Annotated in this window: 24 protein-coding genes and 1 riboswitch; of the genes, 18 read left to right on the top strand and 6 right to left on the bottom strand. The window is 72.6% G+C overall.

The window, feature by feature from the left end; genetic code table 11:
• Positions 1-22: 22 nt before the first annotated feature.
• Both trpD and J2X68_RS00235 read left to right on the top strand, forming a co-directional pair.
• Positions 23-1,087, top strand: a complete 1,065-nt coding sequence (trpD, locus tag J2X68_RS00240) for an anthranilate phosphoribosyltransferase (RefSeq protein ID WP_310430336.1) — start codon at positions 23-25, stop codon at positions 1,085-1,087.
• A gap of 79 nt (positions 1,088-1,166) precedes the next feature.
• A riboswitch (SAM riboswitch) is annotated at positions 1,167-1,283 on the top strand.
• A 180-nt stretch (positions 1,284-1,463) separates the two neighbouring features.
• The gene (locus J2X68_RS00235) at positions 1,464-2,825 is read left to right on the top strand and encodes an aminotransferase class V-fold PLP-dependent enzyme (RefSeq protein ID WP_310430335.1); all 1,362 of its coding nucleotides are present in this window, start codon (positions 1,464-1,466) and stop codon (positions 2,823-2,825) included.
• A gap of 32 nt (positions 2,826-2,857) precedes the next feature.
• On the opposite strand, the gene J2X68_RS00230 is transcribed toward J2X68_RS00235, so the two are convergent.
• Together J2X68_RS00230 and J2X68_RS00225 are read right to left on the bottom strand one after the other, a co-directional pair.
• Entirely contained in the window at positions 2,858-3,139 is a 282-nt protein-coding gene (locus J2X68_RS00230) for an Lrp/AsnC family transcriptional regulator (RefSeq protein WP_020129992.1), read from the bottom strand.
• A complete protein-coding gene (locus J2X68_RS00225; RefSeq protein ID WP_310430334.1) occupies positions 3,136-3,921 on the bottom strand; it encodes a rhomboid family intramembrane serine protease in 786 nt (261 codons plus the stop codon). Before J2X68_RS00225 ends, J2X68_RS00230 begins: the two co-directional genes overlap by 4 nt.
• A 173-nt stretch (positions 3,922-4,094) precedes the next feature.
• Between J2X68_RS00225 and J2X68_RS00220 the strand changes: the two genes are divergently transcribed.
• From J2X68_RS00220 to J2X68_RS00200, 5 genes are all read left to right on the top strand, one after another.
• Positions 4,095-4,334 (top strand): hypothetical protein, encoded by a 240-nt coding sequence (locus J2X68_RS00220; RefSeq protein ID WP_055541554.1) that lies wholly within the window; start codon positions 4,095-4,097, stop codon positions 4,332-4,334.
• A 37-nt stretch (positions 4,335-4,371) separates the two neighbouring features.
• Entirely contained in the window at positions 4,372-5,715 is a 1,344-nt protein-coding gene (locus J2X68_RS00215; RefSeq protein WP_310430333.1) for an NYN domain-containing protein, read from the top strand.
• A gap of 211 nt (positions 5,716-5,926) precedes the next feature.
• On the top strand, positions 5,927-6,961 hold the full coding sequence (locus J2X68_RS00210) for an NlpC/P60 family protein (RefSeq protein ID WP_310430332.1): 1,035 nt from the start codon (positions 5,927-5,929) through the stop codon (positions 6,959-6,961).
• A 200-nt stretch (positions 6,962-7,161) separates the two neighbouring features.
• Positions 7,162-8,184, top strand: a complete 1,023-nt coding sequence (locus tag J2X68_RS00205) for an NlpC/P60 family protein (protein WP_310430331.1) — start codon at positions 7,162-7,164, stop codon at positions 8,182-8,184.
• Positions 8,185-8,223: 39 nt separating this feature from the next.
• On the top strand, positions 8,224-9,426 hold the full coding sequence (locus tag J2X68_RS00200; RefSeq protein WP_310430330.1) for a hypothetical protein: 1,203 nt from the start codon (positions 8,224-8,226) through the stop codon (positions 9,424-9,426).
• A 59-nt stretch (positions 9,427-9,485) separates the two neighbouring features.
• Here the strand turns inward: J2X68_RS00200 and J2X68_RS00195 are convergent, their stop codons facing one another.
• The gene (locus J2X68_RS00195) at positions 9,486-10,739 is read right to left on the bottom strand and encodes a glycosyltransferase family 87 protein (protein ID WP_310430329.1); all 1,254 of its coding nucleotides are present in this window, start codon (positions 10,737-10,739) and stop codon (positions 9,486-9,488) included.
• A gap of 78 nt (positions 10,740-10,817) precedes the next feature.
• Between J2X68_RS00195 and J2X68_RS00190 the strand changes: the two genes are divergently transcribed.
• Positions 10,818-11,960, top strand: coding sequence for a glycosyltransferase family 4 protein (locus J2X68_RS00190; protein ID WP_310430328.1), 1,143 nt, complete (start codon positions 10,818-10,820; stop codon positions 11,958-11,960).
• A 358-nt stretch (positions 11,961-12,318) separates the two neighbouring features.
• Here the strand turns inward: J2X68_RS00190 and J2X68_RS00185 are convergent, their stop codons facing one another.
• The gene (locus J2X68_RS00185) at positions 12,319-14,115 is read right to left on the bottom strand and encodes an AMP-binding protein (protein WP_310430327.1); all 1,797 of its coding nucleotides are present in this window, start codon (positions 14,113-14,115) and stop codon (positions 12,319-12,321) included.
• A 348-nt stretch (positions 14,116-14,463) separates the two neighbouring features.
• Here J2X68_RS00185 and J2X68_RS00180 point away from each other — a divergent pair, with 348 nt between their 5' ends.
• From J2X68_RS00180 to J2X68_RS00155, 6 genes are all read left to right on the top strand, one after another.
• Complete coding sequence (locus J2X68_RS00180; RefSeq protein ID WP_310430882.1) at positions 14,464-15,219, top strand: metallophosphoesterase; 756 nt, start codon at positions 14,464-14,466, stop codon at positions 15,217-15,219.
• A gap of 161 nt (positions 15,220-15,380) precedes the next feature.
• Positions 15,381-15,845: an SRPBCC family protein gene (locus J2X68_RS00175; RefSeq protein ID WP_310430326.1), complete on the top strand. Its 465-nt coding sequence runs from the start codon at positions 15,381-15,383 to the stop codon at positions 15,843-15,845.
• A gap of 102 nt (positions 15,846-15,947) precedes the next feature.
• Complete coding sequence (locus J2X68_RS00170; protein WP_310430325.1) at positions 15,948-17,120, top strand: ArsA-related P-loop ATPase; 1,173 nt, start codon at positions 15,948-15,950, stop codon at positions 17,118-17,120.
• Between the two features lie 81 nt (positions 17,121-17,201).
• Positions 17,202-17,714: a DUF5304 domain-containing protein gene (locus J2X68_RS00165; RefSeq protein ID WP_310430324.1), complete on the top strand. Its 513-nt coding sequence runs from the start codon at positions 17,202-17,204 to the stop codon at positions 17,712-17,714.
• Between the two features lie 67 nt (positions 17,715-17,781).
• Entirely contained in the window at positions 17,782-18,735 is a 954-nt protein-coding gene (locus J2X68_RS00160) for an ROK family glucokinase (protein ID WP_020129975.1), read from the top strand.
• Between the two features lie 101 nt (positions 18,736-18,836).
• Positions 18,837-19,604: an endonuclease/exonuclease/phosphatase family protein gene (locus J2X68_RS00155; protein ID WP_310430323.1), complete on the top strand. Its 768-nt coding sequence runs from the start codon at positions 18,837-18,839 to the stop codon at positions 19,602-19,604.
• Here J2X68_RS00155 and J2X68_RS00150 read toward each other — a convergent pair.
• Positions 19,601-20,263, bottom strand: coding sequence for a hypothetical protein (locus J2X68_RS00150; RefSeq protein ID WP_310430322.1), 663 nt, complete (start codon positions 20,261-20,263; stop codon positions 19,601-19,603). The two genes, J2X68_RS00155 and J2X68_RS00150, sit on opposite strands and share 4 nt — an antisense overlap.
• Positions 20,256-21,035, bottom strand: coding sequence for an alpha/beta fold hydrolase (locus J2X68_RS00145; RefSeq protein ID WP_310430321.1), 780 nt, complete (start codon positions 21,033-21,035; stop codon positions 20,256-20,258). The genes J2X68_RS00150 and J2X68_RS00145 overlap by 8 nt, the downstream gene beginning before the upstream one ends.
• 159 nt (positions 21,036-21,194) lie before the next feature.
• Here J2X68_RS00145 and J2X68_RS00140 point away from each other — a divergent pair, with 159 nt between their 5' ends.
• The 4 genes from J2X68_RS00140 to J2X68_RS00125 all read left to right on the top strand — a co-directional run bounded on the left by J2X68_RS00140 (position 21,195) and on the right by J2X68_RS00125 (position 25,124).
• The gene (locus J2X68_RS00140; protein WP_310430320.1) at positions 21,195-21,953 is read left to right on the top strand and encodes a lysophospholipid acyltransferase family protein; all 759 of its coding nucleotides are present in this window, start codon (positions 21,195-21,197) and stop codon (positions 21,951-21,953) included.
• A gap of 114 nt (positions 21,954-22,067) precedes the next feature.
• On the top strand, positions 22,068-23,297 hold the full coding sequence (gene macS / locus J2X68_RS00135) for a MacS family sensor histidine kinase (protein WP_310430319.1): 1,230 nt from the start codon (positions 22,068-22,070) through the stop codon (positions 23,295-23,297).
• A complete protein-coding gene (locus tag J2X68_RS00130) occupies positions 23,294-23,974 on the top strand; it encodes a response regulator transcription factor (RefSeq protein ID WP_310430318.1) in 681 nt (226 codons plus the stop codon). Before macS ends, J2X68_RS00130 begins: the two co-directional genes overlap by 4 nt.
• A 121-nt stretch (positions 23,975-24,095) precedes the next feature.
• Positions 24,096-25,124: a 6-phosphofructokinase gene (locus tag J2X68_RS00125; RefSeq protein ID WP_310430317.1), complete on the top strand. Its 1,029-nt coding sequence runs from the start codon at positions 24,096-24,098 to the stop codon at positions 25,122-25,124.
• Positions 25,125-25,126: the final 2 nt, after the last annotated feature.

Raw genomic sequence — 25,126 nt, 5'->3', positions numbered from 1 at the left:
ACGACGACACACAGGAGCGGCTATGAGCGCTGTGACCCCCGCTGGAGGCGACACCGCGGCGGGCCGTTCCTGGCCCGAGGTGCTGAACGGCCTGCTGTACGGTCGCGACCAGGACGCCGACGCCACGTTCTGGGCGCTGGACCGGATCATGCGCGGGGAGGCGACCGACGCGCAGATCGCCGGTTTCGTGGTGGCGCTGCGGGCCAAGGGCGAGACCGTCGCGGAGATCAACGGGCTCGTCCGGGCGATGTACGAGCACGCCAACCTGATCGAGGTGCCCGGCCCGACCGTCGACATCGTCGGCACGGGCGGCGACGGCGCGAAGACGGTCAACATCTCCACGATGTCGGCGATCGTCGTGGCCGGCTCGGGCGCCACGGTCGTCAAGCACGGCAACCGGGCCGCGTCCTCCGCGTCCGGCGCCTCCGACGTCCTGGAGAAGCTCGGCGTCAATCTGGAGCTGACCCCGCGGCGGGTGGCCGAGGTGGCCCAGGAGGCCGGGATCACCTTCTGCTTCGCCATCAAGTTCCACCCGGCGCTGCGTCATGTGGGCGCCGCCCGGGGCCAGTTGGGCATCCGCACGGTGTTCAACGTGCTCGGCCCGCTCACCAACCCCGCCAAGGTGCGGGCCCAGGCGGTCGGGGTCGCGGACCCGCGGATGGCGCCGGTCGTCGCGGGCGTCTTCGCCGAGCGCGGCAACTCGTCCCTGGTCTTCCGGGGCGACGACGGTCTCGACGAGCTGACCACGACGGCCACCTCCCACGTGTGGGTCGTCCGCGACGGCAAGGTCACCGAGGAGACCTTCGACCCGCGGGACGTCGGGCTCGACCTGGTCCCGGTGGAGGCGCTGCGCGGCGGTGACCCGTCGTACAACGCGGAGGTCGCCCGCCGCCTGCTGGAGGGCGAGAAGGGCCCGGTGCGGGACGCCGTGCTGCTGAACTCGGCGGCGGCCCTCGTGGCCCTGGAGCCGGGCTCCGGGACCCTCGCCGAGCAACTGCGCCTCGGCATGGACAAGGCGGCCGCGTCGATCGACTCGGGGGCGGCCAAGCGGGCGCTGGACCGCTGGGTCGCGGCGACCAACGCGTAGCGCCGCACGGCCGATGGCCGTCCCGCGATCCGGACACGGGTTGCGGGACGGCGATCACTTCACGTACGTTCCTGTGTCAGGTCATGAGTGACAGTCATGAGGCCCCGGCCGACTGTCCGGCAACCCTCCGTCCGTGGCGGGGTGCCCCGGGTGAAGACCAGGCCGTAGGCAGCGAGGTCTACGGCAAGCGCGGACCCCTCGCACTCGTCTGAGTGAGTACCGCCAGGGGTCCTGGTCGTTCGAGGGAGCCTTCCGTGAGCAAGCGAATGCGATAGGGCGTAGAGCCCCGCCTCCGCATACCCCTTTCACCTTCCTCCGTGCTCGAGCCCTGTCCGCTCGCACGGCGGTTCCCCCTTGCCTCACACGGGAGTTCGCCATGTCCGTCTCCACCGCTGCCACCGCCCGTACGGTTTGTGCCCCGCTGCCCGTTCTGGGCCGGGATGTCACGGTCCCGCTCGTGACGGGCGGCGAGGTCACCTACGCGGCGCTCGACTACGCGGCCAGCGCCCCCGCCCTCCAGCGCGTCTGGGACGACGTGGCGGCCTACGCCCCGTACTACGGCAGCGTCCACCGCGGCGCCGGCTACCTCTCGCAGCTGTCCACGGACCTCTTCGAGAACGCCCGCAGGACGGTGGCCGAGTTCCTGGACTGCCGCTCCGACGACCAGCTGGTCTTCACCCGCTCGACGACGGACTCCCTCAACCTGCTGGCGCGCGCCCTGCCCGCCGACTGCCAGGTCTTCGTCTTCGAGACCGAGCACCACGCCTCGCTGCTGCCCTGGCAGGACGCCCGGGTCACGTACCTGAACGCGCCGCGCACCCCGGGCCAGGCCGTCGGGACGCTGGAGCGGGCCCTCGCCGAGCGCGACCCGCACGGTCCGGCCCTGGTCTGCGTCACCGGCGCCTCGAACGTCACCGGCGAGCTGTGGCCGGTACGCGAGCTGGCGGCCGCCGCGCACGCGCACGGCGCCCGGATCGTCCTGGACGCCGCCCAGCTGGCCCCGCACCACCCGGTCTCCGTGCGGGAGCTCGACGTCGACTGGGTGGCCTTCTCCGGTCACAAGCTGTACGCGCCCTTCGGCGCCGGCGTGCTGGCCGGCCGCGCCGACTGGCTGGCGGCGGCCGATCCCTACCTCGCGGGCGGCGGCGCCAGCCGCAAGGTCACCCGGCGCGAGGACGGGGGAGTGGACGTGGAGTGGCACGAGAGCGCCGCCCGCCACGAGGCCGGCTCCCCGAACGTGATCGGCGCCTACTCCATCGCCTCGGCCTGCAAGGCCCTCACCGAGGCGGGCTTCGACGACCTGGTCGCCCGGGAGGAGTACCTGATCGGGAGGGTCCGGGCCGGACTGGCCGAGGTCCCGCAGGTCAGGGTGCTGTCCCTGTTCGGCGACGACGCCCCGCGGGTCGGCGTGATCTCCTTCGTCGTCGAGGGCTGGAACAGCTCCCACTTCGCCGCCGCCCTGTCCGCCGAGTACGGCATCGGGGTCCGTGACGGCCTCTTCTGCGCCCACCCGCTGGTGCGCACCCTGCTGGGCAGCGACCCCCAGACCCAGGGCGAGTGCGGCGCACCCGAGGCGGCGCCCGGCGAGAAGTCCCTCAACGCGATCCGGGTGAGCTTCGGCGCGGGAACCCCGGACGAGCACGTGGAGCGCTTCGTGAACGCGGTGCGCGAACTGGTGAGCGAGGGCGCCCGGTGGCAGTACCGGACGGAAGACGGCCGCTGCGTGCCCGCGGTGTGAGCGACGGTCCGCCGGAGGCGGTGTTCAGCCGGTCAGGAGTCCAGCCCGATCGCGAACGCCGCCTCCAGGTCGTGCTGCGAATAGGTGCGGAAGGCGACGTGTGTGTCCGTGCCCTCGACCCCGGGGATCTTGCTGATGCTGCCCGGGATGACCTCCGCCAGGTCCTCGTGCTCCTTCACCCGCACCATGGCGATCAGGTCGTACGTCCCGGTGACCGAGAAGACCTCGCTGACGGAGTCCAGCGAAGCGATCCGCTCCGCGATCTCGGGAATCCGGTCCACGCTGGTCTTGATGAGGACGATCGCGGTGATCACGGCTGGTTCTCTCCCTCGGGAGCCGGAGCTGGGGCGGGCTTCACTCTACGCGCCCGCCCGTCTCCCGCCGCTGCCCTTCCGGGGCCTCCCGTCCGGCCCTTCCCGACGCCGAAACGGGCCCACGCGTAGAGGAGCCCCAGGCCGAAGCCCACCAGGTGCGCCAGATAGGCCACCCCAGGCCCCTGGGGGGCCCGCCCCGCCGCGACCCACTGGAGGGCCGCCCAGAAGGGCAGCACGACCCACGCGGGGAAGCGCAGCGGCAGGAAGAACAGGAACGGCAGGAGACTGGTCACCCGCGCCCGTGGGAACAGACAGAGAAAGGCGCCGAGCACCGCGGAGATCGCCCCGGAGGCGCCGACCAGGGACTGCGAGGACTCGGCGTTGGCGGCCGCATAGCCCAGCAGGGCCAGACAGCCGCAGCCCAGGTAGAAGAGCGTGAACTCGACGCGGCCCATCCGGCCCTCGGTCATCGTCCCGAAGACGTAGAGGAAGAGCATGTTGCCCAGGAGATGCACCCAGCTTCCGTGGACGAACAGGGCCGTGGCCGGGGTCAGGGCGGCCCGTGGCGTGCCCTCGAAGAGCTCGCCGGGCACCACGCCCCAGCGCCGGAAGTAGGCGCGCTGCGCGGCCAGCAGCTCGTCGCCGGAGCCGTACACCGGGTTGAAGCCCGAGGCGGGCCCGATCAGGAAGATCAGGCAGCACAGGGCGATCAGTGCGTAGGTCACCGGCGCCGGGCGGTCGCGGACCACCCTGCCGACCGTCCCGTTCCAGTTGCCGCTCACGAGAACAAAGCATGACGTAACCGGACGCAGTCGCCCGGACCGCCTCGCCGCCGCGGACGGATGGGCGGCGAGTACCCGCCAGGCCGTAGGGTTACGAGCCATACACGCGGGGGAGCCTCCGGCCCGACCCCGGCAACTGGAAGCACGACACCAGAAGGATGTGGAAAGCCACGATGACGGTTCCCCTGCCGACCGCCACGACGCGGTGGCGCTGCACGCTCTGCGGCAACCTCACGCGGTTCGACGTGACGCGCTCGTCGAAGGTCGTCGAGTACGTGCACCTCGATCTCGCGGGCGAGCCGAAGGTCGAGGAGCGCGAGGTGGTCAGTGAGACCATCGAGTCGGTGCGGTGCCGCTGGTGCAACGCCGTGGACCAGGTGGAACTCGTGGATCGGCCCGGCGCCGGCTCCTGACGGGAGGCGGCCCCGCACAGGTATTGGGGTGTGACGGATGGTGGAGAGCGCAGGCGGGGGGCCGGGCGACGGCGCCGCCGAGATGCTCGACCGTCCGCTGCCGGACGGCGTGCGGCGCAGGGTCGTGCAGATCGTCTCCGACGGCTTCGGCGGGCTGACCATCGGCGAACTGCCCGCCCAGTTGCGGCAGTACGCCCGGTTCGCGCCGAACCGGCGGGCGAAGTTCGCGGGCAACGCGATGGCGGCCGCGCTGGAGACCGATCCGCTCTTCCGGCAGCGCATCGCCGAGAAGTTCAGAGAGGCCCAGCCGGAACTCGCCGGCGCTCTCGACTCCGGCTCGCCGACCCCGGCCGCGGACCCGCACGAAGTGGCGGCCGCGGCCTATGTGCTGCGGCCCACCGGCTGGGTGAAGCTGGTCACCGCGGCCGGCGAGGAAGCCCTGCGGGCGGACGCCGAGCGGGCCGGCGAGGAGAGCCGGGCCGAACTGGAGCGGCTGCGCGAGGAGCTCGACCGCGCCCGTGAGCAGTCCCGGGCGGGCGTCGAGGGGCTGCGTGCCGAACTGGACGCCGCGAAGAAGGAAGCGGAATCGCTGCACCGCAAGCTGCGTTCGGCCCTCAGCGACGTCAAGCGGGGCGAGGCCGCGCTGCGCAAGGTGCGGGCCGAACTGGAGGGCGTACGCGCCGAGGGGCAGGCCCAGGTGTCCGCCGCGGAGAGCGAGTCCCGGCGGCTGAAGGGGCGGCTCGCGGAGGTGGAGGCCGCGCTGGAGGCCACCCGGCGGGCGGCGCGCGAGGGGCGCAGCGTCGAGGACATGCGGGTGCGGCTGCTGCTGGACACGGTGCTCGACGCGGCCCAGGGGCTGCGGCGGGAGCTGGCGCTGCCGCCGGTGTCGGTGCGTCCGGCGGAGACCGTCGACGCGGTCGAACCGGGACGGATGACCCCGAAGGACATCGCCACGCGTGCTCTGTCGGAGAACGATCCGGCCATTCTCGACCAGTTGCTCGCGCTGCCCCAGGCCCATCTCGTGGTCGACGGCTACAACGTCACCAAGACCGGCTATCCGCAGATGCCGCTGGAGAAGCAGCGGCTCAGGCTCCTCGGCCAGCTCTCCCAGCTCGCCGCGCAGACCGGCGCCGAGGTCACCTGTGTCTTCGACGGGGCCGAACTGGCCGCTCCGGTGCTGCTCGCGCCGCCGCGCGGGGTGCGGGTGCTGTTCTCCAAGCCGGGTGTCACGGCCGACGAGCTGATCCGTCAGCTGGTGCGGGCCGAGCCGCCGGGCCGTCCGGTCATCGTCGCCTCGACCGACCGTGAGGTGGCCGACGGGATCGCCAAGGCGGGTGCCCGACCGGTGGCTTCCGCGGTACTTCTGAAGCGACTGTCCTGAAGGTCGAAGTTCCAGGTTTATTGCCCGAATTGGCGGGATCGTCACGCAACGTAGCGTCAATCGAGCATGACTGCACGTGAGTTGATTGAAAAAACTGCGTTGCGTGATGGGATTTTTTCTCCTGAGGATTTGAACTGATCACGGCGAGGTCACTAAGGTCAGGGCTCGCATCTCCAAACGGGTGATCACTCAAAAGAAGGAGCCCGTCTCCGTGGCGTCCCACCGTCGACCGAAGCAGCCCAGTCGCACGCGCGTGACCGTGCTGACCACCGCAGCCGCCGCTGCCGTCGTGCTGAGCTCCCAGGCCGCCAACGCGGCGCCCGCCGAGAAGCTCACCAAGGACGAGGTCAAGACCAAGGTCGACAAGCTCTACGAAGAGGCGGAGCAGGCCACCGAGAAGTACAACGGGGCCCAGGAGAAGCAGGAGAAGCTCCAGAAGGAGATCTCCACCATCCAGGACAACGTGGCCCGGGGGCAGTCGGAGCTCAACGAGCTGCGCGACTCCATGGGACTGGCCGCGGCCGCCCAGTACCGCACCGGGTCGATCGACTCCTCCGTGCAGCTGCTCCTGTCCTCGGACCCGGACGACTTCCTGGACAAGGCGTCCACCGCCGACCAGCTGAGCGCCCAGCAGGTCGAGGCGCTGAAGAAGATCCAGGAGAAGCAGCGCGAGCTCGCCCAGGAGCGCAGCGAGGCCTCCACCAAGCTCAAGGACCTCGCCTCCACCCGCACCGAACTGGGCAAGAAGAAGAAGGAAGTCCAGGCCAAGCTCGCCGAGGCGCGCAAGCTCCTCAACACGCTGACGGCCAAGGAGCAGGCGGCCCTCGCGGCCGCCGACGCCCGCGCCAGCCGTGACGCCGGCGACCGCGTGGACCTCGGCGACGCCCCGACCGGCTCCGGCCGGGCCATGGCCGCCTTCCAGGCCGCCCAGAGCCAGCTCGGCAAGCCCTACGTCTACGGTGCCACCGGCACCGCCTCGTACGACTGCTCGGGCCTGACCTCCTGGGCCTACGCCCAGGCCGGCGTCTCCATCCCGCGGACCTCGCAGGCCCAGGCCAACGCCGGGACGCGCATCTACTCCCAGAGCGCCCTCAAGGTCGGCGACCTGGTCATCTTCTACGGCGACCTGCACCACGTCGGTTTCTACGCGGGCAACGGCCAGGTGCTGCACGCCCCGCGCTCCGGCACCGTCGTGCGCTACGAGTCGATCAACAACATGCCCTTCCAGTTCGGCGTCCGGATCTGATCCGTCCCGAGATCGGGACACCACGCCCGCCCGAACGGGCGAATCACGACAACGAGAAGTGACCCCACGCCCCGCCGGTGACCTGCGTCAGCGGCGGGGCGTCACTGTGCGTTGCCGCCGAGGTCTTTGGCCGACCCCCCACCGCGGGGCTACTGTCTGCCGCGTTTCCCTGTCCGTCAGCGGAAGGAGCGCGGCATCCCGTGGGGTCCCATCGCCGCCTTGCACAGTCCGGGTTCGACCGGGGCGCCGGCAGCGCCCTGAGCGTGCTGTCCGCCGCGGCCGCAGCGCTCGGCGCCGTGGCCGCCGTACCGGCCACGGCCGCTCCGCACGACGACACCCGGGCCGAGGTGGACCGTCTCTACGAGGAGGCCGAGAAGGCCACCGAGGCCTACAACACGGCCGACGAGCGCGCCGGCACCCTGCGCGCGCAGGTCGGCGTGGCCCAGGACCACATCGCCCGGCAGCAGGAGCGCATCAACGGCCTGCGCGAGGAGCTCGGCTCGCTGGCCGGGGCCCAGTACCGCTCCGGCGGCCTCGACCCCTCGCTCGCGCTGCTGTTCTCCGACGACCCGGAGGACTACCTCGCCAAGGCGTCCGTCCTCGACCGGATCACCGCCCACCAGGCCGGCGAGCTGCGGGAACTCCAGGGCGCCCTGCGGGAGCTCACCCAGGAGCGCGCCGAGGCCGCGGGCAAGCTCGCCGAACTGGAGAAGAGCCGCGCGGCCGTGGTGCGGCACAAACGGACCGTGGAGCAGAAGCTCGCCGAGGCGCGGCGGCTGCTGAACTCCCTGCCCTCCGCCGAACGCGCCGCCTTCGACCGGGCCTCCCGCTCGGGCCGCGACGCCATGCCCGGCCTCTCGGGCTCCGTGCCCGCCTCCGGCCGCGCGGGCGCCGCCGTGGCCGCCGTGCGCTCCGCACTCGGCAAGCCGTACGTCTGGGGCGCCAACGGGCCCACCGGGTTCGACTGTTCCGGCCTCATGCAGTGGTCGTACGCGCAGGCCGGGATCTCGCTGCCGCGCACCTCGCAGGCCCAGGCGCACGCGGGCCGGCGGGTGCCGCTCTCGCAGGCCAGGCCCGGCGACATCGTCACCTACCGCTCCGACGCCAGCCATGTCGGCATGTACGTCGGCAACGGCCAGGTCATCCACGCCCCCTACCCGGGCGCGCCGGTGCGCTACGACCCGGTCGGGATGATGCCGGTCTCGTCCGTCACCCGGCCCTGAGCGGAGCCCGCGCCGGGCGGCGGCCGTACGATCGGGAGGATGGCTGGTCGAGGGCGGGCGCGCGGACCCGGGGTCCTGGGGCTCTGTCTGCTGCTCGTCTCGCTCCTCGGCTGTCTGGTCGGCTGCGGCGGACGGACCGCGGCGGACCACGCGAAGGCCGACGTGCAGCGGGTCCTCGACCGGCGGGCCGCCGCGGTCCTCGACCACGACCGGGGCGCCTACGCGGCCACCGGCGCGGCCACCGGGTACGCGGCGGTGCGGGCCGTCCCCCTGGCGGCCTGGTCGTACCGCGTGACGGCGCTCCGGCGCAGCGGGGACAGCGCCACCGCCGACGCCGAACTGAGCTACCGCGTCGACGGCTACGACAAGGCGCCGGTGACCACCGCCCGCGTCCTGCGCCTGGCCCGTGACGGGGCCGGCCGGTGGTCGGTGGTCTCGGAGAAGCCGGCGACGAAGGCCGGCGAGCAGCTGTGGGACCAGGGGACGGTGAGCGTCGTACGGGGCACGCACAGTCTCGTGCTGGGGGTCGGCCAGTCCGACGCGCGGCTGCGGTCCTTCGCCGACCTGGCCGACGACGCCGTCCCGGAGGTCTCGGCGGCCTGGGGCACCGACTGGGCGGGGCACCTCGTCGTCCTCGTGCCGAAGTCGCTGGAGGGCATGGCGGGGCTGCTCGGCTCGCCCGCCTCCTCCTACCGCGGGATCGCCGCGGTCACCACGGGCGAGACGGGCGGCGGCGCCAGGACGCCCGCCGACCGGATCATCGTCAACCCGGACGCGTACGGCATGCTCGGCCGGGTCGGCCGGCAGGTGGTCCTCACCCATGAGGCCACGCATGTCGCCACCCGCGCCCACACCAACGCGGCCACCCCGCTGTGGCTGTCCGAGGGGTACGCCGACTGGGTGGGCTACCGCACCACCGGCCGCACTCCCGCCGAGGTCGCCCCGGAGCTCCAGCAGACCGTCACGGACGGCGGTGCCCCGGCGGAGCTGCCCGCCGACGCCGACTTCGGCTTCTCCGGTGACGCCGGCCGGCTGGCCCGGGCGTACGAGGGCGGCTGGCTGGCCTGCCGGATGATCGCCGAGCGGTGGGGCGAGGCGCGGCTGGACGCGTTCTACCGGGCCGTGGGGGAGCACGGGAAGCGGCCGGGGGCGGTGGAGGGCGCGCTGGAGAGCGTGCTCGGCACCTCCCTCGCGGAGTTCACCGCGGACTGGCAGGGCTATCTGAAGGCTCAGCTGGTCTGAGGAGCCCGTGCGGGCGGAGAGGACCCGGGGACGGTGCCGCGGCGGGCGTGGCCCCGGTGTCAGGGCGAGACCGCGGGCGCGTCGGCGCGGGCGGTGTGACCGGCCCGACCGGCCTGAGGGGCCGGGGCGTCCGGGGCGGTCCTGGGCGTCGTCGAACGCCACAGCCGGACGGCCGCGGTGAGCGCGGCGGCCACCAGCAGACCGTTGCGCAGGAACAGCAGGGCGAGGCCGAGCGGGGTGCTCGCGACGACGTCCGCGAACCGGACGGGGAACTCCAGCACCGTCACGAAGGACGCGGCCAGGACCAGGACGGCGGGCAGGGCCATGCGGCCGGCGCGGAAGCACAGGCACACCGCCGCGAGACCGATCAGCCATACGAGGTACTGCGGGCTGATCACCCGGCTGGTGACGGTGAACAGCAGGACCGCCGTGAACGCCGCCTCCGCGAGCGTCTGCGGCGCGAAGCGCCTCGCCGTCAGCCGCCACAGCAGCAGCCAGCCGAACGCGAGCGCCGACAGCCCCAGGGCCACGTCGCTCACCACGCCGACGTACGGGCCGAGGAACTCCAGGGAGCCGTAGTGCAGCAGCACCTGCCCCTGCCAGCCGAACTGCCGGGCCACGTGCAGGGCGAGCGCGCCCAGCGACTCCACCTCGGTGCCCCGGTCGCGCTGGAAGGTCAGGAAGGCGAAGGCGCCGGGCATGGCCAGGGCGAACAGTGCGGCCAGCGCGCCGGCGGTCACCGCCGCCGCGCCCCAGGCCCGTCTGCGCACGGCCCCCGTCAGCAGCAGCACGGGCCACACCTTCAGCAGCACCGCGAGACCGGTCAGCGCGCCCATCACCCGGGGCCGCCGGGCGCCGGCGACCAGCGCGCCGACCGCGACCGCCGTCACCATCACGTCGTAGCGGGAGTAGACGGTCGGACCGAGCAGCGGCACGCCCGCCACCCATGTCCAGGCGCCGCGCAGCGACCGGCCGGGGCGCAGTCCCGCGTTCAGCAGCAGCACGAGGACGGCCAGGTCGGCGAGGAAGGCCAGGACGAAGAAGGCCGACGCGTAGTCGAGGAAGGGCAGCAGGCCGGGGGAGAGGATCGCGAGGGCGGCGCCGGGCGGGTACTGCCAGGTGACGTCGGCGGCCGGGAACGTGCCGCCGCCCAGCACCTCGTACCAGCCCTGGTAGGTGACGGAGACGTCACTGGTGACGTCCGGGCCGGGGAAGAGGAACACCTTGAAGACGAAGAGCAGCAGGGCGAGCCGGGTCACGCCCCAGGTCGTCAGCAGGCAGGTCAGGGGCCGCCTCGCAGCCGTCGCGTCCATGGCGCACATGATCTCCCCGCGGGCTGTGAAGCGCGGCCGGACGCGGCTGTGAAGGACGTTTGGATAAGGTCGGCTGCGATGCACAAGACCCTGATCGTGACGAACGACTTCCCGCCCCGCCCGGGCGGCATCCAGGCGTTCCTGCACAACATGGCGCTCCGGCTCGACCCCGACCGTCTCGTCGTCTACGCGTCCACCTGGAAGCGTTCCCGCGAGGGCGTCGAGGCGACGGCAGCCTTCGACGCCGAACAGCCCTTCACCGTCGTACGGGACTCCACGACGATGCTGCTGCCGACCCCGGGGGCGACCCGCCGGGCCGTCGGGCTGCTGAAGGAGCACCAGTGCACGTCGGTGTGGTTCGGGGCGGCCGCGCCGCTCGGGCTGATGGCGCCGGCGCTGCGCCGGGCGGGCGCCGAGCGGCTGGTCGCCACCACCCACGGCCACGAGGCCGGATGGGCGCAGCTGCCCGCCGCCCGGCAGCTCCTCGGCCGGATCGGCGAGAGCACGGACACGATCACCTACCTCGGCGAGTACACCCGCTCGCGGATCGCGACCGCGCTGAGCGCCGGCGCGGCCGGGCGGATGGTGCAGCTGCCGCCGGGCGTCGACGAGAAGACCTTCCATCCGGGGTCGGGCGGCGAGGAGGTGCGGGCGCGGCTCGGGCTGACCGACCGGCCGGTGGTCGTGTGCGTCTCGCGGCTCGTGCCGCGCAAGGGCCAGGACACGCTGATCCTCGCCATGCCGCGGATCCTGGCCGCCGAGCCGGAGGCGGTCCTGCTGATCGTCGGGGGCGGTCCGTACGAGAAGGATCTGCGCAGGCTCGCCCACGAGCGCGGGGTGGCGCACGCCGTGCGCTTCACCGGGGCGGTGCCCTGGTCGGAGCTGCCCGCCCACTACGGCGCCGGGGACGTGTTCGCGATGCCGTGCCGGACGCGGCGCGGCGGACTCGACGTCGAGGGGCTCGGGATCGTGTATCTGGAGGCGTCGGCGACCGGGCTGCCGGTCGTCGCAGGGGACTCGGGCGGGGCGCCCGACGCGGTGCTCGACGGGGAGACGGGGTGGGTCGTGCGGGGCGGTTCCCCGGCCGAGGCCGCCGAGCGCGTCGTCGCCCTGCTCGGGGACGCGGAGCTGCGTCGCCGGATGGGGGAGCGGGGCCGCGCCTGGGTGGAGGAGAGGTGGCGTTGGGACCTGCTGGCGGAGAGGCTGAAGACGCTGCTCTAGCTGTCTCCCGCCGCGCTCCGGCCGCCTTCCTCCGCGCCCGGGCGGAGGCGGAGGAACCGTCGACGCCGCCCGCGTGAGGGGGCACGGAGACGGCGTCGGGCGAGGGGCGGGCGGCGGACCGCCGGTTCGGTCGGCTGCCCGTCGGTGACGGGTGACGGGTGACGGGTGACCGGCGGCCGGGCGGCCGGGCGTCGGCGGGCAGCCCTCGCGCCGGACGCACGAGGGCGCGGGTCCCCGTGGGGACACCGCGCCATGACGCTCCGTCAGGACGCTGGCCCCCGTGGGGAAGCCTTGTCATGACGCTCCGTCAGGAAATGTCCCGTCAGGAAACACTCCGTCAGGAAACCGTGCGGAGGGGCTACTTGGCGTAGATCGCCTCGATCTCGCCCGCGTAGTCCTTCGCCACGACATTGCGCTTGAGCTTCAGCGACGGCGTGAGGTGGCCCGAGTCCTCCGTGAACTGGGCGGAGAGGATACGGAACTTCCGCACCGATTCCGCCTTCGAGACGGCGGAGTTGCCGTCGTCGATCGCCGACTGGATGGCGGCCTGGAGGTCGGCGTCCTCGCGCAGCGACGCGGCGGTCGAGCCCGCCGGCTTGCCGTGGTCCAAGGCCCAGCGGCCCAGGAACTCCTCGTCGATGGTGACCAGCGCGCCCACGAACGGCCGTCCGTCGCCCACCACCATGCACTCCGCGACCAGCGCGTGCGCCCGGATCCGGTCCTCGATCACGGCCGGCGCGACGTTCTTGCCGCCCGCCGTGACGATGATCTCCTTCTTGCGTCCGGTGATCCGGAGGTAGCCGTCCTCGTCGAGGGTGCCGATGTCACCGGTGTGGAACCAGCCGTCGGCCAGCGCCTCGGCGGTCGCGCCCGGGTTGTTCCAGTACTCCTTGAACAGGTGCTCGCCGTGCAGCAGCACCTCCCCGTCGTCCGCGATCCGCACGACCGACCCCGGCAGCGGCTGCCCGACCGTGCCGATCTTCTGCCGGTCCCAGGGGTTGAAGGCGGTGGCGGCGCAGGACTCCGTCAGGCCGTAGCCCTCCAGGACGGTGAAGCCGATGCCGCGGAAGAAGTGACCGAGACGCTCGCCCAGCGGGGCGCCGCCGGAGATCGCGTACTCGCCCTTCCCGCCGAGGACCGCGCGCAGCTTGCCGTAGACCAGCCTGTCGAAGACCTTGTGCTTGATCCTCAGCTTCAGCGGCGGCCCCGCCGGGAGCTCCAGCGCCTTGCTGTAGGCGATCGCGGTGTCCGCCGCCATGTCGAAGATCGCGCCCTTGCCGTCCGCCTGCGCCTTGGCGCGCGCCGAGTTGTAGACCTTCTCGAAGACCCGCGGCACGCCCAGGATGAGCGTCGGGCGGAAGGCCGCCAGCTCGTCGGTGAGGTTCTTGATGTCCGGGACGGTGCCCAGTTTGATCGGCGCCATCATCGGGGCGATCTGCACGAGCCGGCCGAAGACGTGCGCGAGCGGGAGGAAGAGCAGCACGCTGCACTCGCCCGTACGGAACAGCGGCCGCAGCCGCTCCACGACGTTCCCGCACTCGGCGAAGAAGCTGCGGTGGGTCAGCACGCAGCCCTTGGGGCGGCCGGTCGTGCCGGAGGTGTACACGATCGTCGCCGGGTCGTCGGCCCTGGCCTGCGAGCTGCGCTCCTCGACGACCTCGTCGGAGACGTCCCTGCCGAGCCGCCCGAGCTCCTCGACACCCCCCGCGTCGATCTGCCAGACGTGCTTCAGCGCCGGCAGCGATTCGCGCACCGACTCCACGGCGGCCGTGTGGGCGTCCAGTTCGACGACGACGGCGGTCGCGCCCGAGTCGGAGAGGATCCACTGGACCTGCTCCGGGGAGCTGGTCTCGTACACCGGCACGGTGACCGCGCCCGCGCACCAGATCGCGAAGTCGAGCAGCGTCCACTCGTAGCGGGTGCGCGACATCAGCCCGACCCGGTCGCCGGGCTGGACGCCGGAGGCGATGAGGCCCTTGGCAGCGGCGTGCACCTCGGCCAGGAAGGCCGTGGCCGTCACGTCCTGCCAGGCGCCGTCCACCTTGCGGGCGATGACGGCGACGTCGGGATGCTGCGCGGCGTTTCTGCGGACGATGTCGGTCAGATTGCCGTCCGCAGGGACCTCGTACAAAGCCGGAAGGCTGAACTCGCGCAAGACTGCTGCTCCTCATAGGGCGCCGGCGCCACGACGTTGTGTGCTGCGACGATGCGGTCCAAGGCTCGGGACTGTGCTCGGGACCTCGGTGGATCTCGATGGTTGAAATCCTGAGCACGACTGGACTGCCCGGACGTTACCCGTCGGTATGGCTTCTTCGACAGGGGGGTCCGGCGAGATGTTCGCTGCGTCACACAGATTGGTGTTTCCCGGCCGACAGTAGTCCACCGCTTTACTGACTGGCCAGTAACCGGTATCCCGCTCGACACTGTTCACGTATGCCGCACACGCCTACCCTTGATCGACATGGCATCCACACCGCCCGGAAACCGCCGGACACGCATCCACGTGGTCAGCGACGTGCACGGCAACGCGCGCGACCTGGCCCGGGCCGGAGAGGGCGCGGACGCACTGATCTGTCTGGGCGATCTGGTCCTGTTCCTGGACTACGCCGACCACTCCCGCGGGATCTTCCCCGACCTCTTCGGGGTGGAGAACGCCGACCGCATCGTCGAACTGCGCACCGCCCGCCGCTTCGAGGAGGCCCGTGAACTCGGCGCCCGGCTGTGGGGCGGCATCGGCGGCGACCGGGCGGCGCTGATCGAGAAGGCCGTCCGCAAGCAGTACGCCGAGCTGTTCGCGGCGTTCCCGACCCCGACGTACGCCACCTACGGCAATGTCGACATGCCGCGGCTGTGGCCCGAGTTCGCCGGGCCCGGCACCACCGTCCTGGACGGGGAGCGGGTGGAGATCGGCGGCCGGGTCTTCGGCTTCGTGGGCGGCGGCCTGAAGACCCCCATGCGCACGCCGTACGAGATCAGCGACGAGGAGTACGCGGCGAAGATCGAGGCCGTGGGCGAGGTGGACGTGCTGTGCACCCACATCCCTCCGGAGGTGCCGGAACTCGTCTACGACACCGTGGCCCGCCGCTTCGAGCGGGGCAGCCGCGCGCTGCTGGACGCCATCCGCCGCACCCGGCCCCGCTACGCGCTCTTCGGCCACGTCCACCAGCCGCTCGCCCGCCGGATGCGGGTCGGCGCGACCGAGTGCGTGAACGTGGGGCACTTCGCGGGCAGCGGGAAGCCGTGGGCGCTGGAGTGGTGAGCGCGCGCCGGCCCGGCGTCGTCCGGACGGCGTCCTGACTCCGGGTGAAGGCGGCAGGTCGGGCGCGCGGTAGCCTTCACGCTGCACACACGTGCGCGGCGGCTGGCGCACGGTGTCCTCTTCTCTACCTTTACCGGCCCGCATCTGGAGGAGCCACGGCGATGGCGGAACACACCAGCTCGAGCATCACGATCGAGGCGGCACCGGCTGAGGTCATGGCGGTGATCGCCGACTTCGCCCGCTACCCGGACTGGACCGGAGAGGTGAAGCAGGCGGAGGTCCTCGGAACGGACGCGCAGGGCCGCGCCGAGCAGGTCCGCCTGGTCATGGACGCCGGCGCCATCAAGGACGACCAGGTCCTCGGTTACACCTGGACCGGCGAGCACGAGGTGTCCTGGACGCTGGTGAAGTCCCAGATGCTGCGCCAGCTCGACGGCTCCTACCTCCTCGAGCCGGCCGGCCCGGGCGCCACCGAGGTCACCTACCGGCTGACCGTGGACGTCAAGATCCCCATGCTGGGCATGATCAAGCGCAAGGCCGAGAAGGTCATCATCGACCGCGCGCTGGCCGGCCTGAAGAAGCGGGTGGAGTCGGGCGAGGCCGGCTTCGAGGCGCCCGAGAAGTAGCGCCGGCCGCGCGGCCCGCGAGCCGGCGGGCCCGAAAGCGGCGTGCGCGGGCGCGGTGCGGAGGTCGGGGGGCTGCTCCGACCTCCGTTACGGTTCACCCTCATGCGCACCATCCTGATCACCGGCCCTGGCGGCAGCGGACGCACGACGGTGGCGGCCGCCACCGCACTGCGCGCCGCGGCGGACGGCACCCGCACCCTCGTCCTCAGCGCCGACCGCACCGACACCCTCGGCGCGGCGCTCGGCGTGCGGACCGGCGCGAGCCCCGTCCCGGTCGCCCCGCGCCTCACCGCCTGGCGCCCCGACGCCACCGCGGGCTTCCGGGACGACCTCGCCGGCTTCCAGGACCGCGCCTCCACCGTCCTCGACCTGCTCGGCGCGTCCCGGCTCGACCCGGAAGAGGTCACCCCCCTCCCCGGCGCCGAGGAGCTGACCCTGCTGCGCGCGCTGCGGGACGCCGCCCTCGCCGACGGCGGTGAGCTGCACGAACTCCTCGTCGTCGACCTGCCGCCGGTCCCGCAGGCCCTCGCCCTGCTGGCCCTCCCGGAGGAACTGCGCCGCTACCTGCGCCGACTGCTCCCGCCGGAACGACAGGCCGCCCGCGCCCTGCGCCCGATGCTGGGCCGGCTCGCCGGGGTGCCGATGCCCGCCGAGTGGCTCTACGAGACGACCGCCCGCTGGGACATGGAGCTGGCCGCCGTCGAGGCCGTCCTCGCCGACCCCGGCACCGCCGTACGCCTGGTCGCCGAGCCGGGACCGGCCGGGGCCGACGCCGTCCGCGACGCCCGGCTCGGCCTCGCCCTGCGCGCCCTGCCCGTCGAGTCGCTCGTCGCCAATCGGGTCCTGCCGGAGGCGGCCGACGAAGGCCTGCTCGGCCGGCTCGTCACCCAGCAGCGCAAGGCCCTGGGGGAGTGGGGCGAGGCGGCCCGTCCCGTCGCCCACCTCGGGTACGACCCCCGCGGCGCCGACGACCTCGCCGCGCTCGCGGTGCCCGCCGTCAACCCGGCGACCTCCCCGGTCGAGTGGCCCGTGGCCGACCGGCTCGCCCAGGACGGCGTGCTCGTCTGGCACCTTCCGCTGCCCGGCGCCATACGCGACGAGCTCGACCTCATCCGGCGCGGCGACGAACTCGTCGTCACCGCCGGACCGTTCCGGCGTATCGTCGCGCTGCCCTCGGTGCTGCGCCGCTGCACCGTCGACGGCGCGGCGCTGCGCGACGGCGAGCTGTGCGTGCGGTTCGCGCCGGATCCCGGGCTCTGGCCGCGGACCCCCTGAACGACGTTCCGCCGTTCGGGTAACGTCGTAGGGACGAGCCGTCATCAGGCGTCGTCGACCAGGAGCCATCAGGAGTCCGTCATGAGCGAAGAGCGCCCCACGCCCGACGCCGCCGGGGAGCCCGCCGGGGCGAAGGGCTTCGACGAGCGGCCCCGCGCGACCGACGCCGACGCCTGGGCCACCGCCGCCGCCGAGGACCTCGCGGCGGAGAAGGCGCGCCGCCGCGTCCAGGACGACCGGCCGCCGGGCTCGGCCGCAGAGGAGCTGCGCAAGCTGGTCGACGCCGTCGGGGACAAGCTGTCCTCGCTGCAGTCCCCGCTGTTCGGGGCGGTCGCGGGACCGGCCGCCCAGCAGGTGGTCCGCCAGGTCGTCCAGCAGGCCAAGGCCGCCGTGGAGCCCGTCATCGAGCGCAACCCGGACGTCTTCGACCACCTCGCGGCCGCCGGCTCCGAACTCCTCGCGGCCTACCGTTCCGCCGTCCAGAACCAGGAACAGCGCTGGACGGCGGGGGCGAACGACCCGCGGACCACCCCCCGCGAGCAAGGCCGCGACGGCGACGACACCGGTCCCGGCCAGCGCATCGACTTGGACTGAAGCCCTCCGGGGGCAGGGCCTCGGGTACGGTTGGCCGTAGCGGGGCTCGACCGAAACTGAGGGATTCATGGGACTCACCATCGGCGTCGACATCGGCGGCACGAAGATCGCGGCCGGCGTGGTCGACGAGGAAGGCAACATCCTCTCGACCCACAAGGTGCCGACCCCGGGCACGCCCGAGGGCATCGTGGACGCCATCGCCTCGGCCGTGGAGGGCGCGCGCGCCGGACACGACATCGTCGGTGTGGGCATCGGCGCCGCCGGCTATGTCAACCGCCAGCGCTCGACGGTCTACTTCGCGCCCAACATCGACTGGCGCCAGGAGCCGCTGAAGGACGAGGTCGAGGCCCGCGTGGGTCTCCCCGTCGTGGTGGAGAACGACGCCAACGCCGCGGCGTGGGGCGAGTACAAGTTCGGCGCGGGCAAGGGCCACCGCAACGTCATCTGCATCACCCTCGGCACCGGCCTCGGCGGCGGCATCATCATCGGCAACAAGCTGCGCCGCGGTCACTTCGGCGTCGCCGCCGAGTTCGGCCACATCCGCATGGTGCCGGACGGCCTGCTGTGCGGCTGCGGCTCGCAGGGCTGCTGGGAGCAGTACGCCTCCGGCCGTGCCCTCGTGCGCTACGCCAAGCAGCGCGCCAACGCGACCCCCGAGAACGCCGAGATCCTGCTGTCGCTGGGCGACGGCAACCCCGACGGCATCGAGGGCAAGCACATCTCCATGGCCGCCCGCCAGGGCGACCCGGTCGCGGTGGACTCCTACCGCGAGCTCGCCCGCTGGGCCGGCGCGGGTCTCGCCGACCTCGCCTCGCTCTTCGACCCCTCCGCCTTCATCGTCGGCGGCGGCCTCTCCGACGAGGGCGAGCTGGTCCTCGACCCGATCCGCAAGTCGTACAAGCGCTGGCTGGTCGGCGGCAACTGGCGCCCGGTGGCCGATGTCATCGCGGCCCAGCTGGGCAACAAGGCGGGCCTGGTGGGTGCGGCGGACCTGGCGAGGGAACCCGACCCGATCATGTAGTCGTACGGCGCATCGCCGCATGTCGCGTCAACACGGGGGCCGCTCGCGGCCCCCGTTCGCTTTTCCGGACGTAGGGGACGCGGCGGCGTATCTTGATCGCTATGCCGACGACCTCGCCGCTACCCAACTCCCGCACCGAGCCCGACGGTTCGGCCGTCATCCGGGTCCTCAGCTACAACATCCGCTCGATGCGGGACGACACCGGGGCCCTGGCCCGGGTCATCGCCGCCTGCGCCCCCGACCTGACCCTCGTCCAGGAGGCCCCCCGCTTCTTCCGCTGGCGCAAGAGACTCGCCCGCCTCGCGGCCGCCTCCGGCCAGGTGATCCTCACCGGCGGCGGCACGGCGGCCGGTCCGGCCGTGCTGTGCTCGCTGCGGGCGACCGTGGAGCGCACCGAGGACGTCCTGCTGCCGCTGACGCCCGGCGAGCACCGCAGGGGTCTCGCCACCGCCGTGGTCCGCTTCGCCGGCGCCCGGCTGGGCGTGGCCGCCTGCCACCTCGGCCTGACGGCCGCCGAGCGCTACGAGCAGGCGGGCCTGCTGCTCGACCGGCTCGCCGGGATGGGGGTGGAGCACGCGGTCGCGGGCGGCGACATCAACGAGAGCCCGGGCGGCCGCTCCTTCGGTCGCCTGGCCACCGCGCTCCAGGACTGCCGCACCGCCGCGCCCTGGGGCGCCGAGGACAGCTTCCCGGCCACCGGGCCGGACCGCCGGATCGACGGGATCTTCGCGACCAAGGGTGTGGAGGTGCTGGGCTGCGGGGTGCCGACCGGGCTGCCCGGAGTCACCGAGAGCGACTTGAGGGCGGCCACGGACCACCTTCCGGTCCTCGCCGCCCTCAGGATCCCCGCGGAACGCGCCGGCGCCTAGACGACCGCGCCCCGCCCGGGGTCCCCGTCCTCCTCGTCGTCCGTGCGCATCCGCATCACCAGGGTGGCGAAGCCGCCGAGGAAACCGCCGATGCCGACGGTCGACAGCCACCAGGTCATCTCCCAGCCCAGCAGCACCGCGAGCAGGAGCAGCAGCGGCCCGCCGAGCACCCCGAGCCAGGCGAACTTGGCCGTGGTGTCGGCGGCGGGCAGCGGCGGCGGCTCCGGCGGGACGAAGTGACCCTCGTCGTCCCCGTCGGCGTCCTCCTCCGCGGGCTCGGGCGCCGTGTAGTCGCGCGGGCCGACACCGGGCGCGAAGGCGATCGAGCTGCCCAGCGGCTTGGCCGGTTCCTTCTCCTCGCCGGGCTCCGCGGCGAGATCCTCGGCGGAGTCCTTCGCGGGCTCCTGGCCGGATTCCGCCCCTGACTCCTCGTCGTTCGTCCCGACCTCGAGCAGCGCCAGGTCCTCGACCGACTTGAACGGCTTGGAGCCCGGCGGGTCCGCCGGTTCCTCGCCGTATCCCGCGACGATCGCCGCCCACGCGGCGGCCTCGTCGAAGGGCACGCTCTGCTCCTCCGGCGCGCGGCCCTCCCGGCCCTCCGGGCCGTCCCGCTCGTCCCGGTTCTCCCGGTCCTCACGGTCGGAGTCGTGCTCAGCCACCTACGGCCGTCCCTTCCTTGCCGACACTGGGCGCGATCCGGGCGATGAACGCGTAGCTCTCCTCGAAGATCCGGTCCGCATCGTGGTCCAACGTTGCCACGTGGTAGCTCTGTTCCAGCAGGATCTCGGTCACGTCGGCCGACGACACCCGGCCGAGCACCCGGGCCGAGTCGGCGGCCGGAACGACATGGTCCTGGACACTGTGCAGAAGCAGCAGCGGCTGGGTGACCTGCGGCAGTTCACCGTCGATCTTCCGCAGGAAGGCGCGCAGGGAGTGCGCCGAGTGCAGCGGCACCCGGTCGTACCCGCTCTCCAGCACCCCCTCCTTCGCGATGTCGCTGGTGATCCCCTTCGTCGTCCGGACGAGATGGCGGGCCACCGGAAGGGCGTACGCGGACAGGCCGTGCACCTTGTTCGCCGGGTTGACGACGATGACGCCCTCCACCCCCGTCCCGTGCTTCGCGGCGAGCCGCAGGGCCAGCGCGCCGCCCATCGACAGGCCGGCCACGAACACCCGGGAGCACCGGTCGCGCAGGGCGCGCAGCTCGCGGTCCACCTCCGCGTACCAGTCCGGCCAGCCGGTCAGCGCCATGTCCTCCCAGCGCGTGCCGTGTCCGGGCAGCAGCGGCAGCGAGACGGTCAGGCCCTGCCCGGCCAGGTACCGCGCCCAGGGGCGCAGCGACTGCGGGGAACCGGTGAAGCCGTGACAGAGGAGCACCCCGACCTCTCCGCCCTCATGGCGGTACGGCTCGGCTCCAGGAAGGACCGGCACCTTCGGTCTCCTGTCTTCGTCTGTTCTTCGTGGGAGGGACGTCTGCTTCACCGTACGCGACCGTACTGACACCGACCAGGGCCGTCGGAGCCTTTGCGGCCACTCCGGGTTAAGGTCTGTGCGACACAATCAGGAGGCACTCGCTTGTTGTACGGCGCGATGAAGGTCGCAATCGGGGGACCGCTGAAGGTCACCTTCAGGCCCTGGGTGGAAGGCCTCGAGAACATTCCCGCCGAGGGCCCCGCGATCCTGGCGAGCAACCACCTGTCCTTCTCGGACTCGTTCTTCCTGCCCGCGGTCCTCGACCGCAAGGTGACCTTCATCGCGAAGGCGGAGTACTTCACCACGCCCGGTGTGAAGGGCCGGCTGACGGCGGCCTTCTTCAAGGGCGTCGGCCAGCTCCCGGTGGACCGCTCCGGCGGTCGCGGGGCGGGCGAGGCGGCGATCCGGAGCGGTATAGACGTGCTCGAGCGGGGCGAGCTGTTCGGCATCTACCCGGAGGGCACGCGGTCGCCGGACGGCCGGCTCTACCGCGGCAAGCCGGGCGGTCTCGCACGCGTGGCGCTCGCCACCGGCGCGCCCGTGATCCCGGTCGCGATGATCGACACCGAGAAGATCCAGCCGCCCGGGAAGGTGCTGCCGAAGGTCATGCGGCCCGGCATCCGCATCGGCAAGCCGCTGGACTTCGCCCGCTACCAGGGCATGGACCACGACCGCTTCGTGCTGCGCGCCGTGACCGACGAGGTCATGTACGAGATCATGAAGCTCTCCGGCCAGGAGTACGTCGACATCTACGCGACCGCCGCCAAGCGGCAGATCACGGAGGCGGCGAAGGCCGAGAAGGAGGCGGAGAAGGCCGCGAAGGCGGCGCTCGCGCAGGCCGAGAAGGACCAGGCGAAGAAGGAGAAAGAGCAGTAGGAGAGCGGGCGGCGTCGGTAGTTTCGGCAGTCCGGCGAGTCAGCAGTGAGCAGTCAGCGGTCAGCAGTTCAGCAGTCGGCAGTGCATGAGTCGGGGCCCGGGGGCGGGGGACGGATGGCCAGGCGCGAGAGAGTCATGAGGATGTCGGTGGAGCTGCCGCTGTGGCGTGCGCTCGCCGGCTACCGGGTGCTCACCATGCTGTACGCGGTGGGGTTCTTCGCCACCGCCTACGACGGGTTCGCCCGGCCCTGGGTCGCCGTCGGCTACTACTGCGTCCTGTTCGTCTGGACCGTGGCCACCCTGCCCAACGTCGCGAGCGCGGCGAGCTGCACCAAGCCCTTCCTCGCCGCCGACCTCACCATCGCGCTCACCGGCATCCTGCTCACCACCGTGGCCGACGCCCACGAGCGCATCCAGTCGGGCGGCCCGACGCTGCCGTCGATATGGACCGCCGGCTCCGTCCTGGCGTTCGCCATCAAGGGCGGCTGGCGCTGGGCGGCGTTCGCGTCCACGGCCGTCGCGGTCGCCAACCTGGTCGAGCGCGGCACCCCGGCCCGCGACACCATCCACAACGTGGTCCTCGTCTGGGTCGCCTCCATCGCCATCGGCTACGTCGTCGAGGTCGCCCGCGCCTCCGAACGCACCCTGGCCCGCGCGCTGGAGATCGAGGCCGCGACCCGGGAGCGGGAGCGGCTCGCCCGGGACATCCACGACGGCGTGCTCCAGGTGCTGGCCATGGTGCAGCGGCGCGGGGCGGTGCTCGGCGGTGAGGCGGCCGAACTGGGCCGGATGGCCGGGGAGCAGGAGGTCGCGCTGCGCACCCTGGTCGCCGGCGGCCTCGTACCCCCCTCGCGGGTGTCGCAGGACGCGGCCGACGGGGCCGTCGTGCGGGTGGTGGAGGAGCAGCCGGTGGAGCAGACCGGTCCGGTGGACCTGCGCTCGCTGCTCGCCCCCTTCGCCGCCGCCCGCGTCAACCTCGCCGAGCCGGGCGCCCCGGTGCTGCTGCCCGCGCCCGCCGCGAAGGAGCTGGCCGCCGCGGTCGGGGCCGCCCTGGACAACGTACGCAGACACGCCGGGGAGGACGCCCGGGCCTGGATCCTGGTGGAGGACGAGCCCGACGAGGTGATCATCACCGTGCGGGACGACGGGCCCGGCATCCCCGAGGGGCGGCTCGCCCAGGCCGAGGGCGAGGGGCGGCTCGGCGTCGCCCAGTCGATCCGGGGCCGGCTGCGTGACCTCGGCGGGAGCGCCGAGCTGATCTCCACCCCGGGGCAGGGCACGGAGGTCGAACTGACGGTGCCGAAGGAGAAGAACGTGCGGCGGGGGAAGGCGGAACAGCGATGAGCGGTCAGCAGGATCCGATCAGGGTCATGGTGGTGGACGACCACCCCATGTGGCGTGACGCCGTCGCCCGGGACCTCGCCGAGGCGGGCCTCGACGTGGTCGCCACCGCGGGCGACGGGGAGCAGGCGGTGCGCCGGGCCAAGGCCACCACGCCCGATGTGCTGGTGCTGGACCTGAACCTGCCGGCCAAGCCCGGCGTCCAGGTCTGCAAGGAGGTCGTCGCCGCGAACCCGGCCCTGCGGGTCCTGGTGCTGTCGGCCAGCGGTGAGCACGCCGACGTGCTGGAGGCGGTGAAGTCCGGCGCGACCGGCTACCTGCTGAAGTCGGCGTCCACGGAGGAACTGCTGGACGCGGTGCGCCGCACGGCCGTCGGCGACCCGGTGTTCACCCCGGGCCTGGCCGGACTGGTCCTCGGCGAGTACCGCCGGCTGGCCTCCGACCCCGGCCCCGCCACGGGAGGCGGCGACGAACCGAACGCGCCCCGGCTGACCGACCGGGAGACGGAGGTGCTCCGGCTGGTCGCCAAGGGCCTGAGCTACAAGCAGATCGCCGAACGTCTCGTCATCTCCCACCGCACGGTCCAGAACCATGTGCAGAACACCCTCGGCAAGCTCCAGTTGCACAACCGGGTGGAACTGGTCCGGTACGCGATAGAGCGCGGCCTCGACGACGAGTGAGGGCGCCACGGCCGATTCCCGGGTGATTCAACGGAATTGGGCCCGTCGAGGCATATCTGTGTGACCTGGATCACGATTACCGTGTCCCTTCGTCGGCCAACCGCGGCGAAGGGACACTTCCATGCGCGTCGGAGTACTGACCGGGGGCGGGGACTGCCCCGGCCTCAACGCCGTCATCCGGGCGGTCGTCCGCAAGGGCGTCCAGGAGTACGGCCACGAGTTCGTCGGATTCCGCGACGGCTGGCGGGGCCCCCTGGAAGGGAGGTCGATCCGCCTCGACATCCCCGCCGTACGCGGCATCCTGCCCCGCGGCGGCACGATCCTCGGCTCCTCGCGGACCAACCCCCTCAAGGAGGAGGACGGCATCCGCCGGATCAAGGACACCCTCACCCGGCAGAAGGTCGGCGCCCTCATCACCATCGGCGGCGAGGACACGCTCGGGGTGGCGGCCCGTCTCTCGGACGAGTTCGAGGTGCCCTGCGTGGGCGTCCCGAAGACCATCGACAACGACCTGTCCGCCACCGACTACACCTTCGGCTTCGACACCGCCGTGGGCATCGCGACCGAGGCCATCGACCGGCTGCACACCACCGCCGAGTCCCATATGCGTGTCCTCGTCGTCGAGGTGATGGGCCGCCACGCCGGGTGGATCGCCCTGCACTCGGGCCTGGCCGGCGGGGCCAACGTCATCCTCATCCCCGAGCAGCGCTTCGACATCGACCAGGTCTGCGCCTGGGTGACCTCCCGCTTCCGGGCGTCGTACGCCCCGATCGTGGTCGTCGCCGAGGGCGCGATGCCCAAGGACGGTGACGTGGTGCTGAAGGACGGTTCGCTGGACTCCTTCGGGCACGTGCGGCTGTCCGGCGTCGGGGAATGGCTCGCCAAGGAGATCGAGCGGCGGACCGGGAAGGAGGCCCGCACCACGGTCCTCGGACACGTCCAGCGCGGCGGCACCCCGAGCGCCTTCGACCGCTGGCTCGCGACCCGCTTCGGTCTGCACGCCGTCGACGCCGTCCACGAGGGCGACTTCGGCACGATGGTCGCCCTGCGCGGCACGGACATCGTCCGCGTACCCATAGCCGAGGCCACCGCGCGACTGAAGACGGTGGACCCGGCGCTGTACACGGAGGCCGGCGTGTTCTTCGGCTGACG

Origin of the sequence: Streptomyces sp. 3330 (assembly GCF_031456635.1) — a bacterium.
Lineage (GTDB): Bacteria > Actinomycetota > Actinomycetes > Streptomycetales > Streptomycetaceae > Streptomyces.
Note: the sequence above shows the minus strand (reverse complement) of the source record. Positions and strands in the feature narration are given on the sequence as shown.

What these genes read in the sequence shown, in the direction of transcription:
- J2X68_RS00175 (WP_310430326.1), top strand. Translation starts at nt 15,381, where the DNA reads ATGGCGGAACACACCAGCTCGAGCATCACGATCGAGGCGGCACCGGCT.
- J2X68_RS00140 (WP_310430320.1), top strand. Translation starts at nt 21,195, where the DNA reads ATGAAGGTCGCAATCGGGGGACCGCTGAAGGTCACCTTCAGGCCCTGG.
- J2X68_RS00155 (WP_310430323.1), top strand. Translation starts at nt 18,837, where the DNA reads ATGCCGACGACCTCGCCGCTACCCAACTCCCGCACCGAGCCCGACGGT.
- J2X68_RS00130 (WP_310430318.1), top strand. Translation starts at nt 23,294, where the DNA reads ATGAGCGGTCAGCAGGATCCGATCAGGGTCATGGTGGTGGACGACCAC.
- J2X68_RS00235 (WP_310430335.1), top strand. Translation starts at nt 1,464, where the DNA reads ATGTCCGTCTCCACCGCTGCCACCGCCCGTACGGTTTGTGCCCCGCTG.
- trpD (WP_310430336.1), top strand. Translation starts at nt 23, where the DNA reads ATGAGCGCTGTGACCCCCGCTGGAGGCGACACCGCGGCGGGCCGTTCC.
- J2X68_RS00160 (WP_020129975.1), top strand. Translation starts at nt 17,782, where the DNA reads ATGGGACTCACCATCGGCGTCGACATCGGCGGCACGAAGATCGCGGCC.
- J2X68_RS00165 (WP_310430324.1), top strand. Translation starts at nt 17,202, where the DNA reads ATGAGCGAAGAGCGCCCCACGCCCGACGCCGCCGGGGAGCCCGCCGGG.
- J2X68_RS00190 (WP_310430328.1), top strand. Translation starts at nt 10,818, where the DNA reads ATGCACAAGACCCTGATCGTGACGAACGACTTCCCGCCCCGCCCGGGC.
- J2X68_RS00215 (WP_310430333.1), top strand. Translation starts at nt 4,372, where the DNA reads ATGGTGGAGAGCGCAGGCGGGGGGCCGGGCGACGGCGCCGCCGAGATG.
- J2X68_RS00195 (WP_310430329.1), bottom strand. Translation starts at nt 10,739, where the DNA reads ATGGACGCGACGGCTGCGAGGCGGCCCCTGACCTGCCTGCTGACGACC.
- J2X68_RS00200 (WP_310430330.1), top strand. Translation starts at nt 8,224, where the DNA reads ATGGCTGGTCGAGGGCGGGCGCGCGGACCCGGGGTCCTGGGGCTCTGT.
- J2X68_RS00220 (WP_055541554.1), top strand. Translation starts at nt 4,095, where the DNA reads ATGACGGTTCCCCTGCCGACCGCCACGACGCGGTGGCGCTGCACGCTC.
- J2X68_RS00125 (WP_310430317.1), top strand. Translation starts at nt 24,096, where the DNA reads ATGCGCGTCGGAGTACTGACCGGGGGCGGGGACTGCCCCGGCCTCAAC.
- J2X68_RS00170 (WP_310430325.1), top strand. Translation starts at nt 15,948, where the DNA reads ATGCGCACCATCCTGATCACCGGCCCTGGCGGCAGCGGACGCACGACG.
- macS (WP_310430319.1), top strand. Translation starts at nt 22,068, where the DNA reads ATGGCCAGGCGCGAGAGAGTCATGAGGATGTCGGTGGAGCTGCCGCTG.